The sequence below is a fragment of the Bacillus sp. BACIII genome, from assembly GCF_057836745.1.
In genome coordinates this window covers 3,085,871-3,108,067 of the sequence record NZ_CM174437.1, presented here as the reverse complement: position 1 = coordinate 3,108,067, position 22,197 = coordinate 3,085,871, and the positions used below count along the sequence as shown (strand labels likewise).

General features: G+C 46.2%; 23 protein-coding genes and 2 pseudogenes. 11 read left to right on the top strand and 14 right to left on the bottom strand.

The features are described 5' to 3' along the window. Positions 1-6: 6 nt before the first annotated feature. Positions 7-882: a TetR/AcrR family transcriptional regulator gene (locus ACXN9U_RS15250; protein WP_060964313.1), complete on the bottom strand. Its 876-nt coding sequence runs from the start codon at positions 880-882 to the stop codon at positions 7-9. Between the two features lie 178 nt (positions 883-1,060). Here ACXN9U_RS15250 and spxO point away from each other — a divergent pair, with 178 nt between their 5' ends. Further along, on the top strand, positions 1,061-1,225 hold the full coding sequence (gene spxO, locus ACXN9U_RS15245; RefSeq protein ID WP_101605372.1) for an anti-adapter protein SpxO: 165 nt from the start codon (positions 1,061-1,063) through the stop codon (positions 1,223-1,225). A 27-nt stretch (positions 1,226-1,252) separates the two neighbouring features. Here the strand turns inward: spxO and cssS are convergent, their stop codons facing one another. Together cssS and cssR are read right to left on the bottom strand one after the other, a co-directional pair. Continuing rightward, positions 1,253-2,608, bottom strand: coding sequence for a two-component system sensor histidine kinase CssS (gene cssS, locus ACXN9U_RS15240; protein ID WP_060964314.1), 1,356 nt, complete (start codon positions 2,606-2,608; stop codon positions 1,253-1,255). Beyond that, positions 2,605-3,282, bottom strand: coding sequence for a two-component system response regulator CssR (cssR, locus tag ACXN9U_RS15235; protein WP_016937981.1), 678 nt, complete (start codon positions 3,280-3,282; stop codon positions 2,605-2,607). Before cssR ends, cssS begins: the two co-directional genes overlap by 4 nt. A 276-nt stretch (positions 3,283-3,558) precedes the next feature. Between cssR and ACXN9U_RS15230 the strand changes: the two genes are divergently transcribed. After that, complete coding sequence (locus ACXN9U_RS15230; protein ID WP_060964315.1) at positions 3,559-4,923, top strand: S1C family serine protease; 1,365 nt, start codon at positions 3,559-3,561, stop codon at positions 4,921-4,923. Positions 4,924-4,969: 46 nt separating this feature from the next. On the opposite strand, the gene ACXN9U_RS15225 is transcribed toward ACXN9U_RS15230, so the two are convergent. Beyond that, positions 4,970-5,434: a Dps family protein gene (locus tag ACXN9U_RS15225; RefSeq protein WP_016937983.1), complete on the bottom strand. Its 465-nt coding sequence runs from the start codon at positions 5,432-5,434 to the stop codon at positions 4,970-4,972. Positions 5,435-5,517: 83 nt separating this feature from the next. Further along, positions 5,518-6,366, bottom strand: coding sequence for an oxidoreductase (locus tag ACXN9U_RS15220; RefSeq protein WP_060964316.1), 849 nt, complete (start codon positions 6,364-6,366; stop codon positions 5,518-5,520). A gap of 133 nt (positions 6,367-6,499) precedes the next feature. Here ACXN9U_RS15220 and ACXN9U_RS15215 point away from each other — a divergent pair, with 133 nt between their 5' ends. The 4 genes and pseudogenes from ACXN9U_RS15215 (at position 6,500) to ACXN9U_RS15200 (ending at position 10,088) form a co-directional block, all read left to right on the top strand. Next, positions 6,500-8,281: a M3 family oligoendopeptidase gene (locus tag ACXN9U_RS15215; protein WP_489202503.1), complete on the top strand. Its 1,782-nt coding sequence runs from the start codon at positions 6,500-6,502 to the stop codon at positions 8,279-8,281. 119 nt (positions 8,282-8,400) lie between these two features. Then, on the top strand, positions 8,401-8,838 hold the full coding sequence (locus tag ACXN9U_RS15210) for a YusW family protein (RefSeq protein ID WP_489201855.1): 438 nt from the start codon (positions 8,401-8,403) through the stop codon (positions 8,836-8,838). A gap of 155 nt (positions 8,839-8,993) precedes the next feature. Then, the gene (locus ACXN9U_RS15205) at positions 8,994-9,818 is read left to right on the top strand and encodes an ABC transporter ATP-binding protein (protein ID WP_016937987.1); all 825 of its coding nucleotides are present in this window, start codon (positions 8,994-8,996) and stop codon (positions 9,816-9,818) included. A gap of 2 nt (positions 9,819-9,820) precedes the next feature. Continuing rightward, a pseudogene (locus ACXN9U_RS15200) lies at positions 9,821-10,088 on the top strand (YusU family protein). Positions 10,089-10,277: 189 nt separating this feature from the next. Here the strand turns inward: ACXN9U_RS15200 and ACXN9U_RS15195 are convergent. Then, a complete protein-coding gene (locus ACXN9U_RS15195) occupies positions 10,278-11,318 on the bottom strand; it encodes a ketopantoate reductase family protein (protein ID WP_489201854.1) in 1,041 nt (346 codons plus the stop codon). A 13-nt stretch (positions 11,319-11,331) separates the two neighbouring features. Next, positions 11,332-12,078, bottom strand: a complete 747-nt coding sequence (locus ACXN9U_RS15190; RefSeq protein ID WP_489201853.1) for an acetoacetate decarboxylase — start codon at positions 12,076-12,078, stop codon at positions 11,332-11,334. A gap of 139 nt (positions 12,079-12,217) precedes the next feature. Between ACXN9U_RS15190 and ACXN9U_RS15185 the strand changes: the two genes are divergently transcribed. Next, the gene (locus ACXN9U_RS15185; RefSeq protein WP_489201852.1) at positions 12,218-13,105 is read left to right on the top strand and encodes a LysR family transcriptional regulator; all 888 of its coding nucleotides are present in this window, start codon (positions 12,218-12,220) and stop codon (positions 13,103-13,105) included. A 34-nt stretch (positions 13,106-13,139) separates the two neighbouring features. Here ACXN9U_RS15185 and ACXN9U_RS15180 read toward each other — a convergent pair. Continuing rightward, a pseudogene (locus ACXN9U_RS15180) lies at positions 13,140-13,354 on the bottom strand (hypothetical protein); the annotation flags it as partial. Between the two features lie 91 nt (positions 13,355-13,445). Beyond that, the gene (locus tag ACXN9U_RS15175) at positions 13,446-14,321 is read right to left on the bottom strand and encodes a LysR family transcriptional regulator (RefSeq protein WP_489201851.1); all 876 of its coding nucleotides are present in this window, start codon (positions 14,319-14,321) and stop codon (positions 13,446-13,448) included. A 132-nt stretch (positions 14,322-14,453) separates the two neighbouring features. Between ACXN9U_RS15175 and ACXN9U_RS15170 the strand changes: the two genes are divergently transcribed. After that, positions 14,454-15,212: an SDR family NAD(P)-dependent oxidoreductase gene (locus ACXN9U_RS15170; protein WP_489201850.1), complete on the top strand. Its 759-nt coding sequence runs from the start codon at positions 14,454-14,456 to the stop codon at positions 15,210-15,212. 18 nt (positions 15,213-15,230) lie between these two features. Continuing rightward, entirely contained in the window at positions 15,231-15,611 is a 381-nt protein-coding gene (locus ACXN9U_RS15165) for a tautomerase family protein (protein WP_489201849.1), read from the top strand. Positions 15,612-15,644: 33 nt separating this feature from the next. Here the strand turns inward: ACXN9U_RS15165 and ACXN9U_RS15160 are convergent, their stop codons facing one another. From ACXN9U_RS15160 to ACXN9U_RS15145, 4 genes are all read right to left on the bottom strand, one after another. Beyond that, positions 15,645-17,240, bottom strand: coding sequence for an MDR family MFS transporter (locus tag ACXN9U_RS15160; RefSeq protein ID WP_489201848.1), 1,596 nt, complete (start codon positions 17,238-17,240; stop codon positions 15,645-15,647). 20 nt (positions 17,241-17,260) lie between these two features. Next, positions 17,261-17,722 carry a MarR family winged helix-turn-helix transcriptional regulator gene (locus ACXN9U_RS15155; protein WP_045926003.1) on the bottom strand — a complete coding sequence of 154 codons (462 nt, stop codon included), beginning with the start codon at positions 17,720-17,722 and terminating at the stop codon, positions 17,261-17,263. 139 nt (positions 17,723-17,861) lie between these two features. Continuing rightward, positions 17,862-18,194 (bottom strand): spore coat protein, encoded by a 333-nt coding sequence (locus ACXN9U_RS15150; protein ID WP_045926004.1) that lies wholly within the window; start codon positions 18,192-18,194, stop codon positions 17,862-17,864. Between the two features lie 11 nt (positions 18,195-18,205). After that, on the bottom strand, positions 18,206-18,463 hold the full coding sequence (locus tag ACXN9U_RS15145; RefSeq protein WP_489201847.1) for a hypothetical protein: 258 nt from the start codon (positions 18,461-18,463) through the stop codon (positions 18,206-18,208). A gap of 89 nt (positions 18,464-18,552) precedes the next feature. On the opposite strand from ACXN9U_RS15145, the gene ACXN9U_RS15140 reads away from it, so the two are divergent. Continuing rightward, positions 18,553-19,461 carry a proline dehydrogenase family protein gene (locus ACXN9U_RS15140; protein WP_489201846.1) on the top strand — a complete coding sequence of 303 codons (909 nt, stop codon included), beginning with the start codon at positions 18,553-18,555 and terminating at the stop codon, positions 19,459-19,461. 30 nt (positions 19,462-19,491) lie between these two features. On the opposite strand, the gene ACXN9U_RS15135 is transcribed toward ACXN9U_RS15140, so the two are convergent. After that, positions 19,492-19,632, bottom strand: coding sequence for a YuzL family protein (locus ACXN9U_RS15135; protein WP_076982541.1), 141 nt, complete (start codon positions 19,630-19,632; stop codon positions 19,492-19,494). A gap of 190 nt (positions 19,633-19,822) precedes the next feature. Here ACXN9U_RS15135 and ACXN9U_RS15130 point away from each other — a divergent pair, with 190 nt between their 5' ends. Next, the gene (locus ACXN9U_RS15130; RefSeq protein ID WP_489201845.1) at positions 19,823-22,192 is read left to right on the top strand and encodes a 3-hydroxyacyl-CoA dehydrogenase/enoyl-CoA hydratase family protein; all 2,370 of its coding nucleotides are present in this window, start codon (positions 19,823-19,825) and stop codon (positions 22,190-22,192) included. Positions 22,193-22,197: the final 5 nt, after the last annotated feature.

Sequence of the window (22,197 nt, the reverse complement as noted above, 5' to 3'; positions counted from 1 at the left end):
GTTCTTCTAAATAAACTGTTGTTTCAGTAAAAATCTGAGCTGTTCTGCATCTTCAGCCAGCAGGTCGGATTCCTTCAAATTCAGAATCATTCCTTTGATGATTGCCGGTTTCGGCGACTTTTTCTTCATTTCCGCTTCAAGAATATCCAAGCTCTCGGTGTATTCAGATGCTTGCGGCTTGTCCATCGTGCTGATATGCGCACGGAGGGTCTGCAAGATTGATTGGCTTAAAGGATCGGGCTTCCCGTTATGAAGGGGCCCAAACAGTGAGCTTGCCTCATCAAGAGAAATTAACGCTTCATCATGTCTGTCCGCCATTCCGTTTACGATGTCATCAATTCTGTGAATCACGGTATTTGCGAGAAGCGCAGGCTGTACAGACCGGCCGGTCAGAATGAGATATTCAAGATACATCTGACTGATTCCTTCTATTAAAAAACAAAGCTCGGCGGTGTAGGGTTCGGCTTTTTCTCCGTAAATAGCAAGAAGACTGTCGATATGAAACTGCAGGATCGACCGGCGGATTCTCTTTCCGCACTGCGCCACTTCTTCGGTATAAGGAAGTGAACCGTCTTTCATCTGCACGGTAATAAAATCTTTATGGGCGAGAATCGATTCATAAAACACCGCAAGCTGTTTTTGATAAGCGGCTCTCGGGCTGTCACCCTCCGTTTGGATCGTCGTGATTCGGGTAAACGTTTTATCATAGTAGTAATTCAGCATGGACAGAAGCAGTGCTTCTTTGGAAGGAAAGTGAAGATAAAAAGCGCCTTTTGAGATTTTGCATTCATCGGCGATTTCCTGAACCGATGTTGATTTGTACCCTTTTCGGGCAAATAGTTTAATTGCTGCTTCAATAATCAGCTTTTCTTTTTCCTTCAATGGTTCCACCCTTTCGGAGCCAGGAGGCTGGCTTGTGCTTCACGTGTGTGACTATATGGTCATATTGATATTCTGTAAATTTAACCTGATTGTAACTTGTTTTTTTGTTTTGTTTTATTTATATTATATAGTGAGCTGACCGAATGGTCAAAGTTCTGGCGAAAGGGTGAATCTGAAAATGAAAGAATTAGATGAAATGATCAGCCGCTTGCGAAACAGAGGAATTAAAGTCGAAAAGGTGAAATATCCGAAAAAGACTATTTGTGAAAAGAAATGGGTTCATCAATGCCGAAAACCGCTGAAAACAAACTACAGAGATTTTAACGGCTACTCCTTCACATAAAAAAAGACTGCAATGAAACACTACAGTCTACTTTGGTATGATAATCCGATAGATTACACCCGATTGGTCATTTTCAATTGAAATTGATGCTTTATGCAGGGTTAAAATCCGTTTTACGATGCTGAGTCCTATGCCGAACTCGCCTTTCTTCCCTTTATTAAAAGGCTCGTACAAGCTGGATAGCATCTCATCCTCAATCGGAGGCCCGTCATTTTTAACCGTCATGACAATCTGCTGCTGATTTTGGCTGATCTGAATGTGAATCGCCGTTTCCGCATAGCGGATTTGATTTTCAAGAATGTTTTCGAGGAGCTTGCCCCATTGTTCCGGATCACCGGGCATCATCAATACATCTTCTGTTTCAACGGTCCACGATAATTCCTTCCGGGCCCATTTGAGCCGCTCAATGACTTCTTCCGTGACTTTCACAAGGTCAAATGTCTCATGGTGCACCCGCTGCTTCATTAAATAATCAAGCTTCGTTAAATATAATAAATCCTTAATTTTCTTCTCAAGCTTTTCTGCTTCGCCTTCAATGACATCAATTGTGTTTTTCAGGTCCCCCTTAGGAAAAATCCCGTCCTTTATGGATTGAGTATAGCCCCTTATCACCATGACAGGCGTTTTTAAATCATGAGAGATATTTTGCAGGAGCGTTCTTTCCGTTTCATCCTTTTGCACCAGCTTGCTCCGCATGTCTTCAATGGTGTGGCCTAATTTTCCGATTTCATCTTTTCTGTCGACGATGACCGGATCATCCCAGTCCTGTTCGGAAATCCGTTTGACATGCTTCTCTAAGGAGACGAGCGGGCGCGAGAGATATTTGGCAAGCCAAATCGCCGGAATCCAGCTTAACAAAATCACGCCGGCAATGATAAAGAGCAGCTGCTTGAACAGGGTGTATGACAGATCATCACGGTAAGAATCAAGCGCATATGACAGCATCATCGCATCCTGACCGTTAATGGTGAGGCCTTTTTTAATGACGAAAAACACTTTTTCCCCGCCAATGTCCGCGCTGTATCGTTTCGTGACGCTGTGCTGGCGGCCCGCGAGCTTGTACACCTTATGGATAAAGGAAGAAGAAAAGTAGTTTAAATCTTTGTCGCTTGCCGATTCCTCCCGCTCCGGCAAAAGAACGTGCTGAACGGATCGGAAAGTCGTCGGAGCGGTCGCGTCCTCACTGTAATATCCCCGCTCGATCGACCCGGGCAGCCGGTACTCCGTCAGCACATGCTGTTCATTTTCAATGGTCGTGTACGTTTCATCCGTGAAAAAATCCCGCAGCGTATTTGAGAACAGCACGAGCAGCAGAATCGAGATGGCTAAAAGGATACCCGAGATGACCACCCAAATTTGAAAAGCAAGCGGCTTATTTTTCATGACGTCATCATCCTGTAGCCGAATCCGTAAATGGTTTCAACCTTTAAGCCGGGCATTTTTTTCCGCAGCCTCCGTACTAGATCATCGACCACCCGGTCAGTGCCGAAATAGTCATGGCCCCATATTTTCAGCAGGATATCTTCCCTGGAAAAGGGGTGTCCTTTATGGTGAAGAAATAAAAGCAGCAGATCAAATTCCTTAGACGTCAAATTGACCAGGCTGCCGGTTTCATCATAAACCTCTCTGGCATCTTCGATCACATTGTAGGTGGAAACGGTGAGGCCGGTTTTTTTGGGAGCGGGCTGTTCTTTATATACAAGCTCCAGCAGTTTCTGAACCCGTATAATGAGCTCTCTCGGCAAAAAAGGCTTGGCGATATAATCATTGCTTCCAAGCTCTAACCCGAGAACTCTGTCAATATCGGCATCCCGGGCGGAAATGAAAATGACCGGCACATCGGGATCTTTTTCTTTTATTTCTTTTATCAATGTATAGCCGTCCGTATCCGGCAGCATGATGTCAAGAATCCACAGGTGGGGAGACGGCTGCATCTGCTTTCTGGCTTCTTCGCCTTTTGTGAAAGATGTAATGTTCCAGCCTTCATTCTCTAAATATTTTGTGAGCAGTTCATTCAGGTTATCCTCATCTTCAACTAGATAAATGGTGTATGACAAGGCAGTTCACATCCTTTCAACGTCATTATACTAGTTTTAACACACTCAGGCCGCATTTTCATAATTTCACATATTCTTTTCATTTTTATCCCACAATGTTTGTTTATGATATGTATAAGGGAAGAAAGGAAGAAAAAAAAGCGGGGAAGATAACATGTTCAAACACATTTTGTTTTGGAGCTTTGCTTTTCTCCTTATTATTGGGACAATAGAACTTGTACATGCGATGAATATGTAATGAATAGAATGAGAACCACTGAAGGAGTGTGCGTGAATATGAACGATCAGCGAGATGACGGCATCAGCCGCGATCAGTCAGATCTTTCACATACGGAGCAAAACGGCAATGAACAGCAGCGGATCAGCCATCAGGAGCCTGAGCTGCTCGAAGGCCCCGTCTCGAAAGAAACGGAAAAAGAGACGGCGGCCGGTACGGAATTTGAAAAAACGGCTGCCGTGAAAAAAGAAAAAAAACGGAGAGCCGCTTGGCTGAGCCCGATTTTAGGCGGCATTATCGGCGGAGGCCTCGTGCTTGGCATTGTGCCGAATCTGCCGGGTGAGCAGCATAAGGCAGAATCTGTTTCTGATACGGCGAAACAAGTTCAGTCTGCGAATTTTACGTCAACGCCTTTGAAAAATACCTCAAGTGTGGCGGATATGGTAGAAGATTTGGAGCCTGCGATTGTCGGAGTGTCCAACTACCAAGCTTCGCAAAGCAGCCAATTCGGACTTGACGGCGGTTCAAGCTCTGAAACGGAGAGCGGCACGGGGTCAGGCGTCATTTTCAAAAAAGACGGCCAAAAAGCGTACATCATCACAAACAACCATGTCGTAGAAGGAGCAAACAAGCTGTCGGTCACTCTTTATAACGGGAAAACCGAAACGGCAAAGCTTGTCGGAAAGGATGCCATCAGTGACCTGGCCGTACTGGAAATCAGCTCGTCCAATGTCAAAAAAGCGGCCAGCTTCGGCGATTCTTCACAGCTGCGCATTGCCGATAAGGTAATCGCCATCGGCAACCCGCTCGGCCAGCAGTTTTCCGGCACCGTCACACAAGGTGTGATCAGCGGGCTGAACAGAACGGTAGACGCCGACACATCCCAAGGCACGGTGGAAATGAACGTGATTCAGACGGATGCGGCAATTAATCCCGGTAATAGCGGCGGGCCGTTAATCAATTCCAGCGGCCAGGTCATCGGAATCAACAGTATGAAAGTCAGTGAAAACGGCGTGGAATCACTCGGCTTTGCCATTCCGAGCAACGATGTGGAACCGATTGTCGACCAGCTGCTTGCAAAAGGAAAAGTCGAGCGTCCGTTTTTAGGCGTGCAGATGATTGATATGTCGCAAGTGCCGGAAACCTATCAGGAAAACACACTCGGATTGTTCGGCGACCAGCTGTCTAAGGGCGTTTACGTAAAAGAAGTGCAGTCCGGCTCACCGGCTGCGAAAGCGGGCATCAAATCAAATGACGTCATTGTAAAATTGAACGGCAAAGATGTCGGCAGCAGCGCCGATATCAGACAGATTCTGTATAACCAGCTGAAAATCGGCGATAAAACGACTGTTCAAGTTCTCAGAGGCGGCAGCAGCAAGACGCTGAACATCACATTAACGAAACAAACTGAAAGCGCAAGCTGAACGCATAAAAAAAGCTGAACCTCCGCCTGAGGTTCAGCTTTTTTCGTCATTCTCCTAAGTAGGCTGACAGCATCCACACATGCTTGTCCGCTTCTTCAACTAATCCGACAAACAAATCGGCTGTTGACGGGTCATTTTGTTCCTCGGCGATGCCGATGACAAATTTTGATTCGCGGCTGATCTGTTTGTAGTCCTGAACGAGTGATTCCACCATTTCAGAAGCCGTCTTTTCCTGGCCTTCATCCGTAATGGAAGCTTGTTCAAGGTAGCTGTGAAAAGTCGCCGCGGGCTGTCCGCCGATGGCCAGAAGACGCTCTGCGATGGCATCTGCCGTTTCCGCCGCTTCGTTATACAGTTCTTCAAACTTTTCATGCAGCGTAAAGAAATGAGGGCCTTTTACATACCAATGGAAGCGGTGCAGTTTAGAGTAAAGGATAAACCAGTTTGATAATTGGGTGTTCATTGATTTCTCAACTAGATTTTCAGTTTTTTTCGCGTTTTGTGTATTCATGTTTATCGTCCTCCCTGTGATCTGTTAATTTAATTATATCACATATCAAATAAAAATCAATACTAAATTATAATAATTATAATTTAGGTTTCTTTGAACAGCTTTTTCTTTATAACAGATTCCCAGACGGGCCAAGAGAAGAGTGAGCGGCAAGCCAATGTCAGCTTAATGCCCCTGCCGATCGGATACCGCAGTTTCTTCAGGCATTTCGTCTGTGCCAATTGATAAATCAGCTCCGCCACGTCATTGGGATCGCCGCTTTTGGATGCGCTCGCTTTGAAGTAAGCTTCAATTTGCTGATAATAGCGGTAATAGGGCGAATCTTTGCCGGGTGCCGTAAGATGATGGGAGAGAGACGTCTCCCAGATAGACGTTTTATAGGAGCCCGGTTCTATTAAAGCGGCATCAATTCCTAAAGGAAGAAGCTCAAGACGCAGACACTCTGTAAACCCTTCAATCGCGAATTTGGAAGAAGTGTACGGAGAAAGAGCAGGAAAGGCGGTCAGTCCGCTGATGCTGCTGATATTGATGATTTTCGCTCCGCCGTGTTTTCTCATATAAGGGAGGACGGTTTTTGTGACATGAATCAGGCCGAATACATTCGTGTCAAACTGCTGTCTGTAATGTTCCATCGGCACATCTGCAATAAATCCCCCGTACGCAGTGCCGGCGTTGTTCACAAGCACATCAACCGGTCCGAAACCGCTGATGGTGTTGCCGAAGTCAGACACTGACTGCTCATTTGTCACATCTAAAGAAGCGATCGTAATATGACCGGATACACCCGCTTGGGCGGCGGCCTCTTTCAATGTTTCAGCTTTCTCCGGCTGTCTCGCTGTTGCGATGACATGATAAGACCGGGCGAGCTTCAGCGCTGTCAGCAGACCGAATCCGCTCGTCGCGCCGGTTACAATGGCAACTTTTCTGTTCAACTCATATTCCTCCCCGTTTGTTCTTATATGTTAGTGTATAACATTTAGCAGTGAGAAGGAGAAATCGTTCGGAAATATGTCAGAATTGTTTTATAATGGAATCAGTTTCGGACAGAAAGGGGTAATGAAAAAGATGGCATTAGAGGGATTGAAGGAAACATGGGATTTAAACTCCATTTTTGAGGGCGGGAGCAGGTCGGAAGATTTCCAGCAATACATACAAAAGCTTAAACAGCAGCTCAGCGCTTTTCAAAAAGAGGCAGAGGCGTTTACAGTTCCGTCTCATGCTGATGAAGGCCAAGAGCTGATTCATCTGATTGATCGGTATGAGCGGTCGGCGATCATGATCAGACAGGCGGGAGCGTTCGTCGGCTGTCTTCAGGCTCAGAACACTGATGATCAGAAAGCGAATGAGTGGAGGGGGCGGATCAATCAGCTGAGCAGTGATTTTAAATCCGCTCTGGTCACGCTTGATGATACACTTGCCCGGATTGACGAGCGGGTGTGGGAGGAACTGCTGCAAAAACCGGAACTTCAGGACCTCACATACGTTTTAAATGAAAGAAGAGACCGGATCAGAGAAAAGCTCAGCGCTTCAGAAGAGAGACTGATTGAGGGTCTGGCCGTTGACGGCTATCACGCATGGGGCGACCTGTATAATGCGGCTGTCGGCAGAATGAAGATTCCGTTTGAGGATAAAGAGCTGTCAGTCGGCCAAGCGGAAAACATGATGGCGCATCCGGACCGCGGCACCAGGCGGCAAGTATTTAAAGAGCTTAACGAAGCCTGGAAGAGAGAAGAGGAGCTGTTTGGCAGTACGCTGAATCATCTGTCCGGCTTCAGAACGGAAATGTATAAAGCGCGGGGCTGGGAAAGCGCCTTGAAAGAGCCGCTTGCGATCAACCGGATGAAAAAAGAAACACTGGATGTCATGTGGCAGGTCATTACCGATCATAAAAAGCCCTTTGCCGAATACCTGAATCGAAAGGCGTCCCTTTTAGGGCTTGAGCGCCTGAATTGGTATGATGTGAACGCGCCGATCAGTGAGGCGCCGAAAAAATACACATATGATGAAGCGGCCAATCTGATCGTTACCCAATTTTCCACATTTGGCAAAAAACTGTCCGCATTTACGGAAAAAGCGTTCCGCGATCGGTGGATTGAAGCGGAAGACCGCAGCGGCAAACGGGTCGGCGGTTTCTGCACCAGCTTTCCCGACAGCGGAGAATCCCGGATTTTCATGACATTTTCAGGAAGCGCTTCAAATGTATCGACGCTGGCGCATGAGCTTGGTCACGCGTTCCATCAGGAGGCCATGCTCCAAGTGCGGCAGCTGAACAGAGCCTACGCCATGAATGTCGCTGAAACAGCCTCGACCTTTGCGGAAATGATCGTCGCCGACGCCGCGTTGAAACAAGCGGAGACAAAAGAAGAAAAGCTGTTCTTGCTTGAAGATAAAATTCAAAGAAGCGTAGCCATGTTTATGAACATCCATGCGAGATTTTTATTTGAAACGCGGTTTTATGAAGAGCGGAAGCAGGGCGTCGTTCCGGCTGATAAATTGAATGAACTGATGGAAACGGCGCAGAAAGAAGCGTTTTGCGATTCATTAGGGGAATACCACCCGCATTTCTGGGCGTCAAAACTTCATTTTCATATTACGGGAGTGCCGTTCTACAATTTTCCGTACACGTTCGGTTATTTATTTTCGCTTGGAATATACGCAAGAGCTCTTCGGGAGAAAGCGGATTTTGAAGAAAAATATATCGCGCTTCTGCGTGACACGGCTTCGATGACTGTTGAGGATTTGGCGATGAAGCACCTTGGAGCGGATCTGACGGAACGATCGTTTTGGGAAGACGCGGTCCGCCTTGCGGTACGGGATGTGCAAGAGTTTTTAGAGCTGACTGAATGATGATATAGAGAGGAACCGGCCGGAGCTGTTATCGCTCCGGTTCTTTTTTGTTCGATGAATGACAGCCGCCTCCTTTGGAAATACCTAAAAACGATCGGAATGGAATGGGAGTGAATCGCATGAAATGGATCAGGACGGCGGGCGTTTTATGTCTGACGCTGATGCTGATTGCCGGCTGCCGATTGAATGAAGAAAAACGGGAAGCGGAACAAGACAGCACACCCGTATCATCCGCGAAGCCGGTTCCTTACAGCAGCTTTTCCCTTCGCGTCAACTACGGAGCCGGAGAGCATAACCGCTATGAAGGTTTGTATGAAAGAAAAGGCGGTCGTGAAACAGCGGACATCCAGGACAAGCTTTCAGGAGTTCACAGAGAGGGCGAGGAAGCGCTTGATGAAATGAAGATGATCCTCGGAGAACTTGCCGTAAACAGCCGGATGCAAGAAAGCGAAGTCGTCAGGCAGGTGCTCTCTGCTTTTAATTTAGACAGCCATTATGACCATTTTTATTTGAAACTGAAAAAAAGCGACGGAGAAATGACGGAAATCAAAAAATAATCGCTGCCCGCTGTTTTTTTGCCCAAAACTAATTGATAATGATATTCAGAGTCATTAATTTCTGTTACAATATAATCATGATCTCACGTTGAATGTTTAGGCAATTTGTTTATATACATAGTGTTGGGAAATACAAAAAAGGAGCGGTTAGCGGTATGAGTGCAATTTCTACAGAGACGCTGAGCTTAGGGTACGGAGAGACTGTTATCATTGACGAGTTGGATGTAGCGATTCCAAAAGGCGAAATCACTGTATTGATCGGAAGCAACGGCTGCGGAAAATCCACGCTTTTACGTTCATTGGCGCGGCTGATGAAACCGAGGGGCGGTTCTGTGCTTTTGGAAGGAAAAGCCATCGCTAAGCTTCCGACGAAGGAAGTGGCAAGAGAACTGGCTATCTTGCCGCAGAGCCCGTCAGCTCCCGAAGGCCTGACCGTGCATCAGCTTGTAAAGCAGGGGAGATACCCTTATCAAAGCTGGCTGAAGCAATGGTCCAAAGAGGACGAAGACGCAGTGGCAAAAGCGCTGAAGGCGACGAAGCTTGAGGAAATGGCCGACCGTACGGTGGATTCTTTGTCAGGCGGACAGCGCCAGCGCGCGTGGATTGCGATGACACTCGCCCAGGATACGGATATCATTCTGCTTGACGAGCCGACAACCTATCTCGACATGACGCATCAAATTGAAATACTTGATTTGCTGTTTGAATTAAATGAAAAAGAAAAACGGACAATCGTCATGGTGCTGCACGACCTTAATCTCGCATGCCGCTATGCTCATTATCTTGTCGCCATTAAGGATAAACAGATTTACGCGGAGGGCCGTCCCGAAGAAGTCATCACTTGCGAGCTTGTGCAGCAGGTATTTGCGATGAACTGCCAAGTAACGCAGGACCCGCTGTTCGGCACGCCGCTTTGCATTCCGCACGGGCGCGGGAGATGCATCGTGCAGGAAGCGGCTCTCACCGCCCGATTGTCATAATCATGAAAAAGGGAAGGGAACGGTATGGAAGAAAAACTGCGGCAGCAGCTGGACGGCCTGCTTGAAAAATACACGGAACTATTGCTTGGCGAAACAAATCCGGAACTAAAGGAAGAAGTCAGGCAATGGATTTTGTATACACATATCGCAAAAAGCATGCCTCCGCTCGTAAAGCATTGGAACCAATCCTACCCGGACGCCAAAGAGGGCATCAAAGCCGCGGTACAGCACATTAAACAGCTCAATGAAGAGCACAGAAAAAAACAATAAAAAGCTTTCGGCATCAAAGAGAGGTGCCGGAAGCTTTTTTGCTGAAAAGGAATCAATAAAGGCGCCGTTCAATTCATAGCGAAGAACTTTAATTTAACTGACGCACCCGTTTGTTTACGTACATTCTTCCGCTTGTTGAACCAAGAAAAAAGGACCGCCGCAGCAATCCCTTTCTCTCTTTCCTATATATCACATTTCTTTTCGGATACTTAATAACTCTTCAAATGCTTTTATATTTGTATCAAAATTAGGCACTGTTTGAGATTCCTCGGCACATTTGACTTGTGCTACAACCAAATCATTAAAAGGTGTTGAAATTCCAGTACCTTCTGCCATTTTTGGAATAACTCCATTAATATAATCAATTTCAGTTTTACGTTTCTTCTCAAGATCCTGCAGCATACTTGCTCTTAGCAGCCTAGATGGTTCCATGGCTGCCCTGAATGTTTGGATACGTTCAGGAATATCATTTTCGCTTCTTAATTCCAAAGATTCTAAATCAAGGCCGCCCATTTTCGCAAATTTGACACCATTGGCGTGTCCAACCTTAATCGTCTCATCTGCGATATGAACTGCACTAGCAACACCGATTTCATGGTCAAGAATGCCTCCGTATTCTCCGTCTAATGCTGCCGATAAACCACTGAATGCATTATTGATAAGTAATTTTGACCACTTCGTTCCAACTAAATTATCGGAAATATGTGTTCCGCCGATAAGGTCTAAAACCGATTTAATACGCTGGATTCTTTCTGTTGTTTCACCATGTAATTCTCCAATTTGAAAAGCGTACTCTTTAAATTGAGTATACTCAGTTGTAAGTCTGGATACGCCTGGTTCAATAAACGTAGCACCAAATTCAACAGAACCCGCAATAACACGTTCATCCCCAACAATCGAAGCAACTTTCTGTTCAGGTATACCGTTTTGCAAGGAACATACAACACTGTCATCCTTTAAAAAAGGCAGTAACTCTTTAAGAATGGAATCATTATATAATTGTTTCGTCAGAAGTAATATTAAATCATACTTGCCTGACTTGTTTTCAGGGGTAATGGCTTTCACCTTCGCCTGAAATGCCGTTGTGCCAACTACTTTAGCACCTATTTGATTTAGAGTATCTACATGTTCTTTGTATGAATCAATCAATTCGACATCCATTCCGCCAGCAGACAGATATGCTCCCACTATGGTTCCTAAAGAACCTGCTCCTAAAATTGCAATTCTCATTGTATACGTCTCCTTATTTTTCCTCTAAGTAGTTATAAACCGGCTGAGCAGCATTCAAGGTTAAATCTGTAAGGATATGAGATGCTGAAACGACTTCTAATACAGGCAAATCTGCAAGAGGTGCTAAAGCATGTTCAAATAATTGAAGCCGCGCGGGTCCAGTCCAGGCACCTTTAACTACTATATTCGTTATTTGCGTTCGCACCAAATCACAAACCCTTAAATCACCATTGTAATCAGTAGCAATCTTAACCATAAAATTAGGTCGGCAAATTTCCCTTTTCGCTTTTTCCTTGTCCATTTCGAAATGTTTATATCCCATAGTCGCAGTTGCCACGCGAAGACTGCCATAATCCAGTGTGCCGACAAGAGTATCAGAGTCTATATACAGCTTAGGGGCACCCAATTTCTTTGGATATGCAGTAAGTTCCCGTCCGCTTGCAATAGCTGGAAAATTGTCTACGTACATAGAATGTACATAATCCCCTTCTTCACCATTAAAGCTGACAGGGATGACCTGTCCTGCCTCTGTATAGGCACCAAGTCCGGAAACATCAGGCATCCACATCACTTCGAATTTCACTAAAGGTTCAGTAATTTCAAGAGGCTCTGGCACTGCCGCCCGTAAAGCTTTTTCATCCGTTCGGTAAATAATATTTAAATATTCACGGTTAACAAATTTATAATTTGGGATAGGATAAGCAGGAGCCGTTAGCGGCGTATTTAAATTTTTTGCTATATCTTTCACATCAATTTTCATTGAATGACACCCTTTCCTTTTCTTTTTTATGTTTTTTCAATTTAACTATGCTATTATCTTACATCCGCATTTACATTTAATCTAATACATAATAAGGTATATGTATATTTATTGAAATAAATAAGGGAGATGCAGACAGATGGAATTGCTGCAGCTAAAATACTTTCAGACAGTTGCCTATACTGAGCATATTTCTAAAGCAGCAGAACAATTAAAGATTGCCCAGCCTTCTTTAAGTCTAACTATAAAAAGACTTGAGAATGAACTGGGAACAGCCTTGTTTGAGAGAAAAGGCAGAAATATTAAGCTGAGTTCATCAGGGAAAATTCTTTTAAAACATGTAAACAGGATTTTTACTGAAATTGAAAATGCACAAACGGAAATTCAATTGGAGGAACATCAAATTTCTGACACCATAAGAATATCTATTTCCAATCCAAGATTCCTTGCAGGACTGATGAGTGAATATATCAATCGCTCTCCTCAATCAAAAATTCTCCAAGCAATCGGAGTTAAAAGCGAGATCATAACAAGTTTAAAAAAAGGGGACATTGATTTAGGAATAACAGGTCATCCGATTCAAGATGAAGAGATAGAGAGTTGTGTGCTGGTAAATGAAGATATTGTTCTGGCTTTACCCTCAAACCACCGATTTACGGGTAAAACAGAAATTTCTTTACGTCTTGTCGCCGATGAACCATTTATTACCCTTGCTAATAATGAGGAGTATAGAGGTTTTACAACCTCGCTTTGTGAGAAAGCTGGTTTCACCCCAAATATTGCATTTGAGGCGGATTCTCATTTACTGGTCGAGATTATAAAGCTGGATCGAGGTGTTGCGTTGCTTCCTATCTCAGTTTGCAGAACATTGGGGCTGAATTTTATAAAAGTGACTGATAACTCTGCTTCATACCCAGTCGGCTTATCTTGGATGAGACATAAGCTGTTATCTTCTTCGGTAAGAAATTTTCGTGACTTTATTATGTCGTACTATAAAGATAACGATGAAATGTTTAAGGTTTATTAAAGGGTTTCATCATTATTTTTTGAATTTTTACCCCTTACTCAACTGCACCGTTAGCAGCATAAGAAAAAGGACACCCCTTCTCCAGCTTTTGATGTTTTCTTTTTAGGGATGTAATGAGGGGGTCCTTGTTACTTACACTCATTCCCCGTTTCACTTGTTGCGGGGTGGGTACTTGCGATTGTTGGTTTCTTAAAATTTCGAACGGAACCCCTTGTTATTATACAACGTTGCTTTTGCAATGCCGGCTTCCTTGAAGCCAAAGAGGGCATCAAAGCCGCGGTACAGTACATTAAACAGCTCAATGAAGAGCACAGAAAAAAACAATAAAAAGCTTCCGGCATCAAAGAGAGGTAGCGGAAGCTTTTTTTGCTGAAAAGGAATCAATAAAGGCCCGTAATGCACTGCTCATATATGAATATTTCCGCGTGACGAATTCCGTTTTCATCAGGCTGAAAGATTCGGGAATGGTCCATAACCGAACCGCGCCCAGTGCGGCGTGCTGCGTTATTACGCTTCGCGGGAGCAGCGTAATGCCGAGTCCCGCCGTCACTCCCCCGATAATCGCTTCAAGGGTGCCGAATTCCATAATGACCGGATGCGCCGTTCCAATAGAATGAAGCCACCGCTCTAATGTATCACGATACGTACAGCCCGTGCTGTACACAAGAAGCGGCTTTTTTACCGCTTCTTCTATAGCGGTGACGGCAGCGGGAGTCACGACAACGGCTTCTTCTTCAAAGGCCGGGATGGAGTGCAAATCCGGATGATGAAAGTGACAGCCGATAAATGCGCCGTCCAATTCATAGCGAAGAACTTTATCGGTTACATATTGTGTATGTCCTGTCGTAAGGGACAGCTCCACATCAGGATACCGCTCATAATAAGAGGCTAAAAGTTTCGGCAGCCTGACGGCGGCTGTTGTCTGGGTGGAGCCGATCATAAGCGGTCCGCTCGGCTTATCTGTTGAAGCGAGCGCCATTTTGGCTTCTTCTATCAGACCGACGACCTGATCTGCATAATGGAGGAGCACCGTGCCGCTTGAAGACAGCGTCATCCCGCGGTTATGGCGGAAAAACAGCTCGGTTTTCAAATCTTCTTCCAGCTGGCGGATTCTGGCCGTCACGTTTGACTGCACATAGCCGAGACGCGCCGCCGCCTTTGTAATGGAACCTTCACGGGCCACCATCTGAAAAATCCGCAAATCTCCGCTTTCCATTGTCATCTCTCCCTCTTTGCTATCATTTTTTGTGATATGAAACATCTTTAACAATCATTATACGAAAATGCAGATCTCCATTACAATAAACATATCAGCTGATGAACATCGAACGTAAGAGGAGAAGAAGCCATGAATTTACAACATAAAACGGCACTGGTCACAGGCGGCGGTACAGGAATCGGAAGAGCGGCGTGCCTTGCCTTGGCAAAACGGGGAGCGGCTGTTGTCATTAACTATTCACATTCAAAAACGGAAGCAGAACAAACGGCGGAATTCATAATAAAAGCAGGATTCATAATAAAAGCAGGCGGACACGCGATGATCATTCAAGCAGACGTTTCTATAGACAAACAGGCGAGAGACATGGTGAACGAAGCGGCCAGCCGATTCGGAAGCCTTGATTTACTCGTGAATAATGCGAGCATCACCAGACATATTCCGCTTCATGATTTGGAATCTGCAACGAAAGAAGTATGGGATGAATTATTTGCTGTCAACGTAAACGGGATGTTTCATTGCGCAAGAGCGGCAGCGTCTCATATGAAAAAGCAAAAGTCAGGCGCTATTGTGAATGTCGGGAGCATCGCCGGCCTGACGGGAGCGGGTTCTTCCCTTCCGTATGCTGTTTCCAAAGCGGCGGTGCATGGCCTGACAAAATCATTGGCCCATGCGCTGGCGCCGGACATCCGCGTATGCTGTGTCGCGCCCGGAGCCGTTGCAACAAGATGGTGGACGGGGCGGGAAGAGACGATGTACCGGCTTGCCGGAAGCCTTCCGCTGGAACGGATCGCTGCTCCGGAGGATATCGGTGAACTGATTTGCTCTGTGCTGGAGCAGGAATCACTGACGGGACAAATCATAACAGCCGATTGCGGCCAGACGATGTGACGAAAGGAGAGAGAAATGATGCCGTTTGTACAGATCCATTTACAGAAAGGAAAAAGCGGACTTTGGCTTAAAAAGATGAGCACCGTTATTCACACCGCGATGACGGAGATGATTGATGTTCCGCATGATGACTATTTTCAAGTGGTGCATCAGCACGAAAAAGGGGAGTTTTTCTATGATCCGTCATATCTTCAAGTTGAGCGGAGCGATGAACTGATGTTTATCCGCTTTACTTTGAAAAACTCCAGAACCACTCATCAGAAACAAGCATTCTATCAGCATTTGGCTGACCGGCTGAACAAAAAGCTGGGCGTCAGAAAAGAAGATGTGTTTATCGTCCTCTCAGGAAATGCGGCGGAAGACTGGTCATTTGGAAACGGAGAGGCCCAGATGATATAAAAAAATCCCGCGGCATCCGCGGGATTTTCTCTATTAAACGGCTTTCGCCTTTTCTTCTTGTTTGCCTGTTTTTTTGTTTGTCAGTTTAATTGATTTAACAAACAGTGTGAGGATCAATCCGGCAGCGATAAAGGCCAGGCCTGTGAAAAACACGCTGTGAAGCGAATCCATCAGTGACGTTTTCAAAACCGGCACGATATGGGAAGAAAATGCCGCCGGAATCTGTTTAATCGATTCCTGGCTGAACAAGGATTGAAGCAGCCCTTCAGGATTCTTGTCAATCATACCTTTAAACTGGGCGGCAAAGGCACTTGCCTGTTTCGGGAGTGAATCTAAGTAAGGCACCAGTCTGTCGGTTAAAAGGGTTCCTGATCTGGCATTCATGACAGCGCCGAGCACCGTAATGCCGAATGTTCCCCCGATCATCCGGAAAAATTGGCTTGATGAAGTCACCACACCCAGCTCTTCTTTTGAGAACGTTTCTTGCAGAGCGAGTGTGAGAAGCGGCATGACGAGCCCCATTCCCAGACCGATCACGGCCATATAGCATGTAGCCGCGAGCTTGCTTGTATCCAGCTGCAAAGTCGTTAATAAGAAGAAGCCGACGGCCATGATCAGCATGCCGATCATGATTTGCGGTTTGATGCCGATCTTATAAACCAGCTGGCCTCCAATAATACTTGTGATGATCATAGATACCATCATTGGCGTCATAATCGTTCCGGACGCGGTAGCGCTGACTCCGATAATTCCCTGCATAAAGAAAGGAACGAACGTAACGGCGCCGAACATGCCGATACTCATGAAAAACCCGATCAGATTCAGTACGGTAAACGTTCTGTTTTTAAACAGGTACATCGGCAGAATCGGCTCTTTTGCTTTGATTTCAGCGAAAATGAATCCGACAATCCCGGCAAGCGCAAGCGCAAAGAGACCGATAATCTGCCAAGACCCCCATGCATAATCCTTTCCTCCGAAGCTGAGTGCTAGCAGGAGGCTGACGATTCCGACGATCATTGTGAAAATGCCGGCGATGTCAAAGTTAATCGGCCCGGTCTGTTTTCTGCCTTGAAGTCCTCTTGCGATAAAGATGACGGCTAAGATTCCGACTGGCAGGTTGATATAGAAAACCCATTTCCAATTTAAAGAGTCAACAATCCAGCCCCCGATTTGCGGGCCGATAACAGAAGCCAGCCCGTAAATCGCCCCGAAAAGCCCTTGGAACTTGGCACGCTGTTTCCCTGTGAACAAATCCCCGATGACGATCATGGCCATCGGCATCATGACACCGCCGCCGATTCCCTGAAGTCCGCGGAAAATAATCAGTTCCGTCATGTTGCTGGCCATTCCGCACAGTGCGGAAGCTCCCATAAAAATCAATAAACCTGATACATATACGACGCGCCGTCCCAATAAATCTGCAAGTTTCCCCGCAATCGGGACGATCGTCGTCGAAGTTAAAAGATATGCCGTGGTCAGCCACGTCATCATGCTTAATCCCCCGAGGTCACCCACGATTTTTGGAATCGCCGTTCCTACAATCGTGCCGTCAAGGGCTGAGAAAAACATAGCGATAATTAAGCCCGTTATTAATAATGTGCGTTTTGGATCCTTCTGTTCAATGCTCATGGTTCGGCAGCTCCTCTTTTCTATTCGTTTTCTTTTTGGTCAGCCGCGTATTTCTCGGCGGCTTCCGCTACTTTGCGGATGATGTTCACGGACTGAATCAGTTCATCGTCAGTCAGAACGGACAGGTTTCGCGCTAATATCGCTTTTCTTCCTTCCACGACATCCTCGAATTTCTTCTCGCCTTTTTCGGTAAGGCTGATGTCGATGACACGTCTGTCCTGCTGATTATGTTTGCGGACGATCAGTCCTTTTTGCTCAAGGCGGTCGGCCATCAGCGTCACTGCGCTCGGCTTTACTTCCATGCGCTCCGCAATTTCGGAAACTTTGCAGCTGCCTTGTTTTTTTAAGCTGGCTAAAACAAATAATTGGGCAGGAGTCACCTCATGTTTTGCCATGCTTTCCATCATTTCCGGCTGTATGTTTTGCAGCAGCGTCTGAAGGGATTTTTGGATGTCAGACACATATTGATCCGCGTTTTTCATAACTCCTCCTCATCTGGTTCTTCGGGAAAATAATTAACATTAGTTAAATATAAATAAGGATTAAAGATAAGTCAATCCTTTTGTGCAAAAATAAAAAAAGGATTGATGCTTAGTGAAAAACATCAAATCCTTTCTTATGTTACTGCTGGTAGGGAGACTGCTGCTGAATGGTCTGCTGGAACTTCTGATACGATTGCTGAAGCTTTTGGGTGTCGGCCGCTTCAATGGAATACCAGCCATTTTGAAACATTACATCGTATAATCTTCTCTGCGCTTTTTGTGACTCATCGAAAATCGCCTGAATATCTTGATAAAGAGACTCGTGGCTGAACTCGTGCAGGGCTGTGCAATATGAAGACGTGATATACTTTTCCGTCGTCAGCAGTTCATTCACCAAGTCTCGGTCATTCATTTGCGCCGTATCGGGCACGGGTGTTTGCGGGTTAGTGATTTTTTGATTTTGCTGTTCCATGTATTGTCCTCCTATTGCATATAGCCTGTTGTTGTCTGTCCGCCTTGAGCGGGATTCAGGTGACCCAAAATCTTTTGATAATGCTTGTGGTGCATCCGGCCTATTTGTTCAAGTTCTTGTTTTAACGTCTGATTCTGGCAGTGTTCCGCCATGAAATGCGCTTTTTTCATGGCAAGCAGATTCCAGTTCAGCATGTCTTCAAGATACAAATGGTCTTTCGTTGAGATGACGGCAGGCGGCAAATGTCCGTGCTGCTCCTGGTTATTCATATAAACGCCTCCTTCAATTCTGTTCTTCTTAGCTTTCTCTGCGACCGGGATTTCATACACTAATAAAAGAAAAAGGAGGGAGTTCGCCCTTGCTGCGGAGCATATGTTTATTTTTGTCGAAAAATAAAATGCTTACGAAATTCGCCCAGGCTTACGGCCTCCGCTTCGGCGCGGGAAGATTCGTTGCGGGGGAAACACTTCGAGAAGCTGTAAAAACGGTGAAGCGGCTGAACCAAAACGGGCTGTCGGCCTCGATAGATTATCTGGGTGAATATGCTGGGTCCCGGAAGGATGCCAAAAGGACGGCCGAAGAATGCAAAAAAGCAATCAGGGCGATCGCCGAGAATCAATTGGACTGTGAGCTGTCGCTGAAATTAACATCTATCGGTCTGGATATATCTGAGAATCTCGCCGAACAGCACATCAGAGACATATTGACGGAGGCAAAAGAACACTGCGTCCCCGTCACGATTGACATGGAGGACTATTCCAGATGCGCCCGCACGCTTGATCTGTATAAGCGGTGCAAACCGGATTTTCCGATGCTCGGCACCGTCATTCAGGCTTATTTGTACCGCTCGGCTGAAGACATCAGCAGCCTGATGCCATATAAGCCGCGGCTCAGACTTGTAAAAGGCGCATACAAAGAATCAGCGTCCGTTGCGTTTCCTGATAAAAAAGGGACCGATCTTCATTTCCAGCAGCTGATTAAGCTGCAGCTTTTGAGCGGGCATGAAACAGCGGTGGCGACACATGATGACGACATGATTTCGTATACGAAAACACTCATCAGCGAGTATCAAATTCCCCGGGAGCAGTTTGAATTCCAAATGCTGTACGGCATCAGAATGGAGCGGCAGAAGAAGCTTGCCGAAGAAGGATACAGGATGAGGGTGTACGTCCCGTACGGAACCGATTGGTACGGCTACCTGATGAGAAGAATTGCCGAGCGTCCGGCAAATGCGGCGTTTGTGCTGAAAGGAATCTTCAAAAAATAACGGCTGCCTTAAAAAAGCAGCCGCAGTATGTTACTCCATGTTGTCTTTTTTATATTGCTGATTTTGGCTTGTCCGCTTGCCGCCGCCGTATTTTTGCTTCGGTCCCGCATTTCCTTTCATGCTTGCCGCGCTCACTGCGCCGGAAGACGGATCTTTTCTCCCTCGCACCATTCCCTTCACCTCCGGGTTTAAGTTTCCCGCCTGCGGCACGGAACATGCGGAAGCCAAAAAATTTAAAAAAATTCCATATTTGCTATTGAAGTCATCCTGAAAATCTTTTAAGATGAAAGAAGAAAAGGGTTTCATTTTTTTTGCCGAAAAAATGAATGACTATTCATTCAAAGTTCAAGGGGGATGACTCATGCACAAGTTTATAAAGAAAGCAGCCGTTCTCGGGTCAGGCGTCATGGGGTCCGGAATTGCCGCGCACTTGGCTAACATCGGAATTCCCGTCCTGCTGCTTGATATTGTGCCAAACGAGCTGACAAAGGATGAGGTGAAAAAAGGGCTGACATTAGAAAGCCCGGAGGTCCGCAGCAGACTGAGCCGATCGGCCATGCAAAAGCTGCTGAAGCAAAAACCGGCGCCGCTGACTTCAGCTGCCAATCTCGATTATATAACGGCGGGGAATTTGGAAGATGACGCGGCTCAATTGAAGGATGCCGATTGGATTATTGAAGTCGTCGTCGAAAATCTTGACGTGAAAAAACAGATTTTCTCACTTGTTGATGAATACCGGAAACCGGGAAGCATCGTGTCCAGCAATACGTCCGGTATCTCCGTCACAAAAATGGCGGAAGGGCGATCTGCCGATTTTAAAGCTCATTTCTTAGGAACCCATTTCTTTAATCCGGCCCGCTACTTGAAGCTTCTGGAAATCATTCCGATTCAGGAAACAGATCCTGACGTATTGCAATTTATGACTTCATTTGCCGAAAATACACTCGGAAAAGGTGTCGTCATCGCAAAAGACACGCCTAACTTTATCGCTAACCGCATCGGTACGTACGGCCTGTTGGTCACGGTAAGGGAAATGCTTTCCTCCGGCTGCCGCATCGGCGAGGTGGACACGGTGACCGGGCCGTTGATCGGCAGACCGAAAAGCGCGACCTTCAGAACCCTTGACGTCGTGGGGCTTGATACATTCGCCCATGTGGCAAAAAATGTTTATGATAAAGCCGACGGCGCTGAAAAAGACATGTTTAAGCTGCCGGAATTTATGAATGACATGCTGAAAAACAATTGGCTGGGCAGCAAATCAGGCCAAGGTTTTTACAAAAAAGAAGGTAAAACAATATATGAGCTCGATCCGCTTACCATGACATACGGCGAGCGCTCGAAAATGAAGACGCCCGCTTTAGAAGCCGCCAAACAGGCAAAGGGTGCCAAAGGGAAAATGAAAGCGCTTATATACTCTGATGACCGCGCCGGCCGCCTGCTTTGGAATATCACGTCGCAAACTCTCTTATACTCAGCCCGGCTTTTAGGTGAAATCGCTGATGATATCAAAGCGATTGACGATGCCATGAAATGGGGCTTCGGATGGGAGCTCGGCCCGTTTGAGATATGGGATGCCATCGGTGTCAGAACATCAGCGGAGCGGCTTGAACAAGAAGGCGCAGAACTTCCCGGCTGGGTGAAAGAAATGCTTGACGAGGGCCATGAAACATTTTATATGAAGGAAAACGGAAGACGATTTTACTATTCAGACGGCCAATACAGGGCTGTGAAAGAAAATCCGAAACGGATCAGCCTGCAAACGGTAAAGGAAACAAAGGGCGTGATCAATAAAAACAGCGGCGCCAGTCTGATTGATCTCGGCGATGATATCGCTCTGCTGGAATTTCATACGAAAAGCAACGCGATCGGCTTAGACATTATTCAGATGATTGACAATGCGCTTGAGGAAACGGAGCGGAATTATAAAGGTCTTGTCATCGGAAACCAAGGCAGACATTTCTGCGCGGGAGCAAACCTTGCGATGATTTTAATGGAAGCTCAGGATGATAACTTCATGGAAGTCGATTTTGTCATCCGCCGTTTTCAGCAGACGATGCTGAACATCAAATACAGCGCCAAACCTGTTGTGGCGGCGCCGTTCGGAATGACACTCGGCGGAGGGACGGAAGTCTGTCTTCCGGCGGCACGCGTTCAGGCGGCGAGCGAATCGTATATGGGTCTTGTCGAAACCGGCGTCGGCCTTATTCCGGGCGGCGGAGGAAATAAAGAGCTGTACATGAATTACTTGAACGGCGGAAGTGAACTGATGGACGCGGCCATTAAAACCTTCGAAACCATTGCGCTTGCCAAGGTGTCCGGCTCGGCGCACGAAGCCCGTGATATGAAGATTTTGTCTGCGGCAGACCGCATCAGCATGAATCAGGATCACCTGCTGCACGATGCGAAACAGCTGGCTGCTTATTTATATGACAGCGGATACCGCCCGCCTGCCCGCAAAAAAGTAAAAGTCACGGGGGAAACCGGCTGTGCGGCGTTACTGCTTGGAGCAGACCAAATGAGAAGATCCGGCTATTTATCAGATCACGATATGAAGATTGCGAAGAAGCTGGCCCATGTCATTGCCGGAGGAAGAGTCCCGTTCGGCACGGAGGTTTCAGAAGAATATTTACTCGAGATTGAAAGAGAAGCCTTTTTAAGCCTTGCTGGCGAGGCGAAATCTCAAGCGAGAATGCAGCATATGCTGGTCAAAGGCAAACCTTTACGGAACTAGGAGGG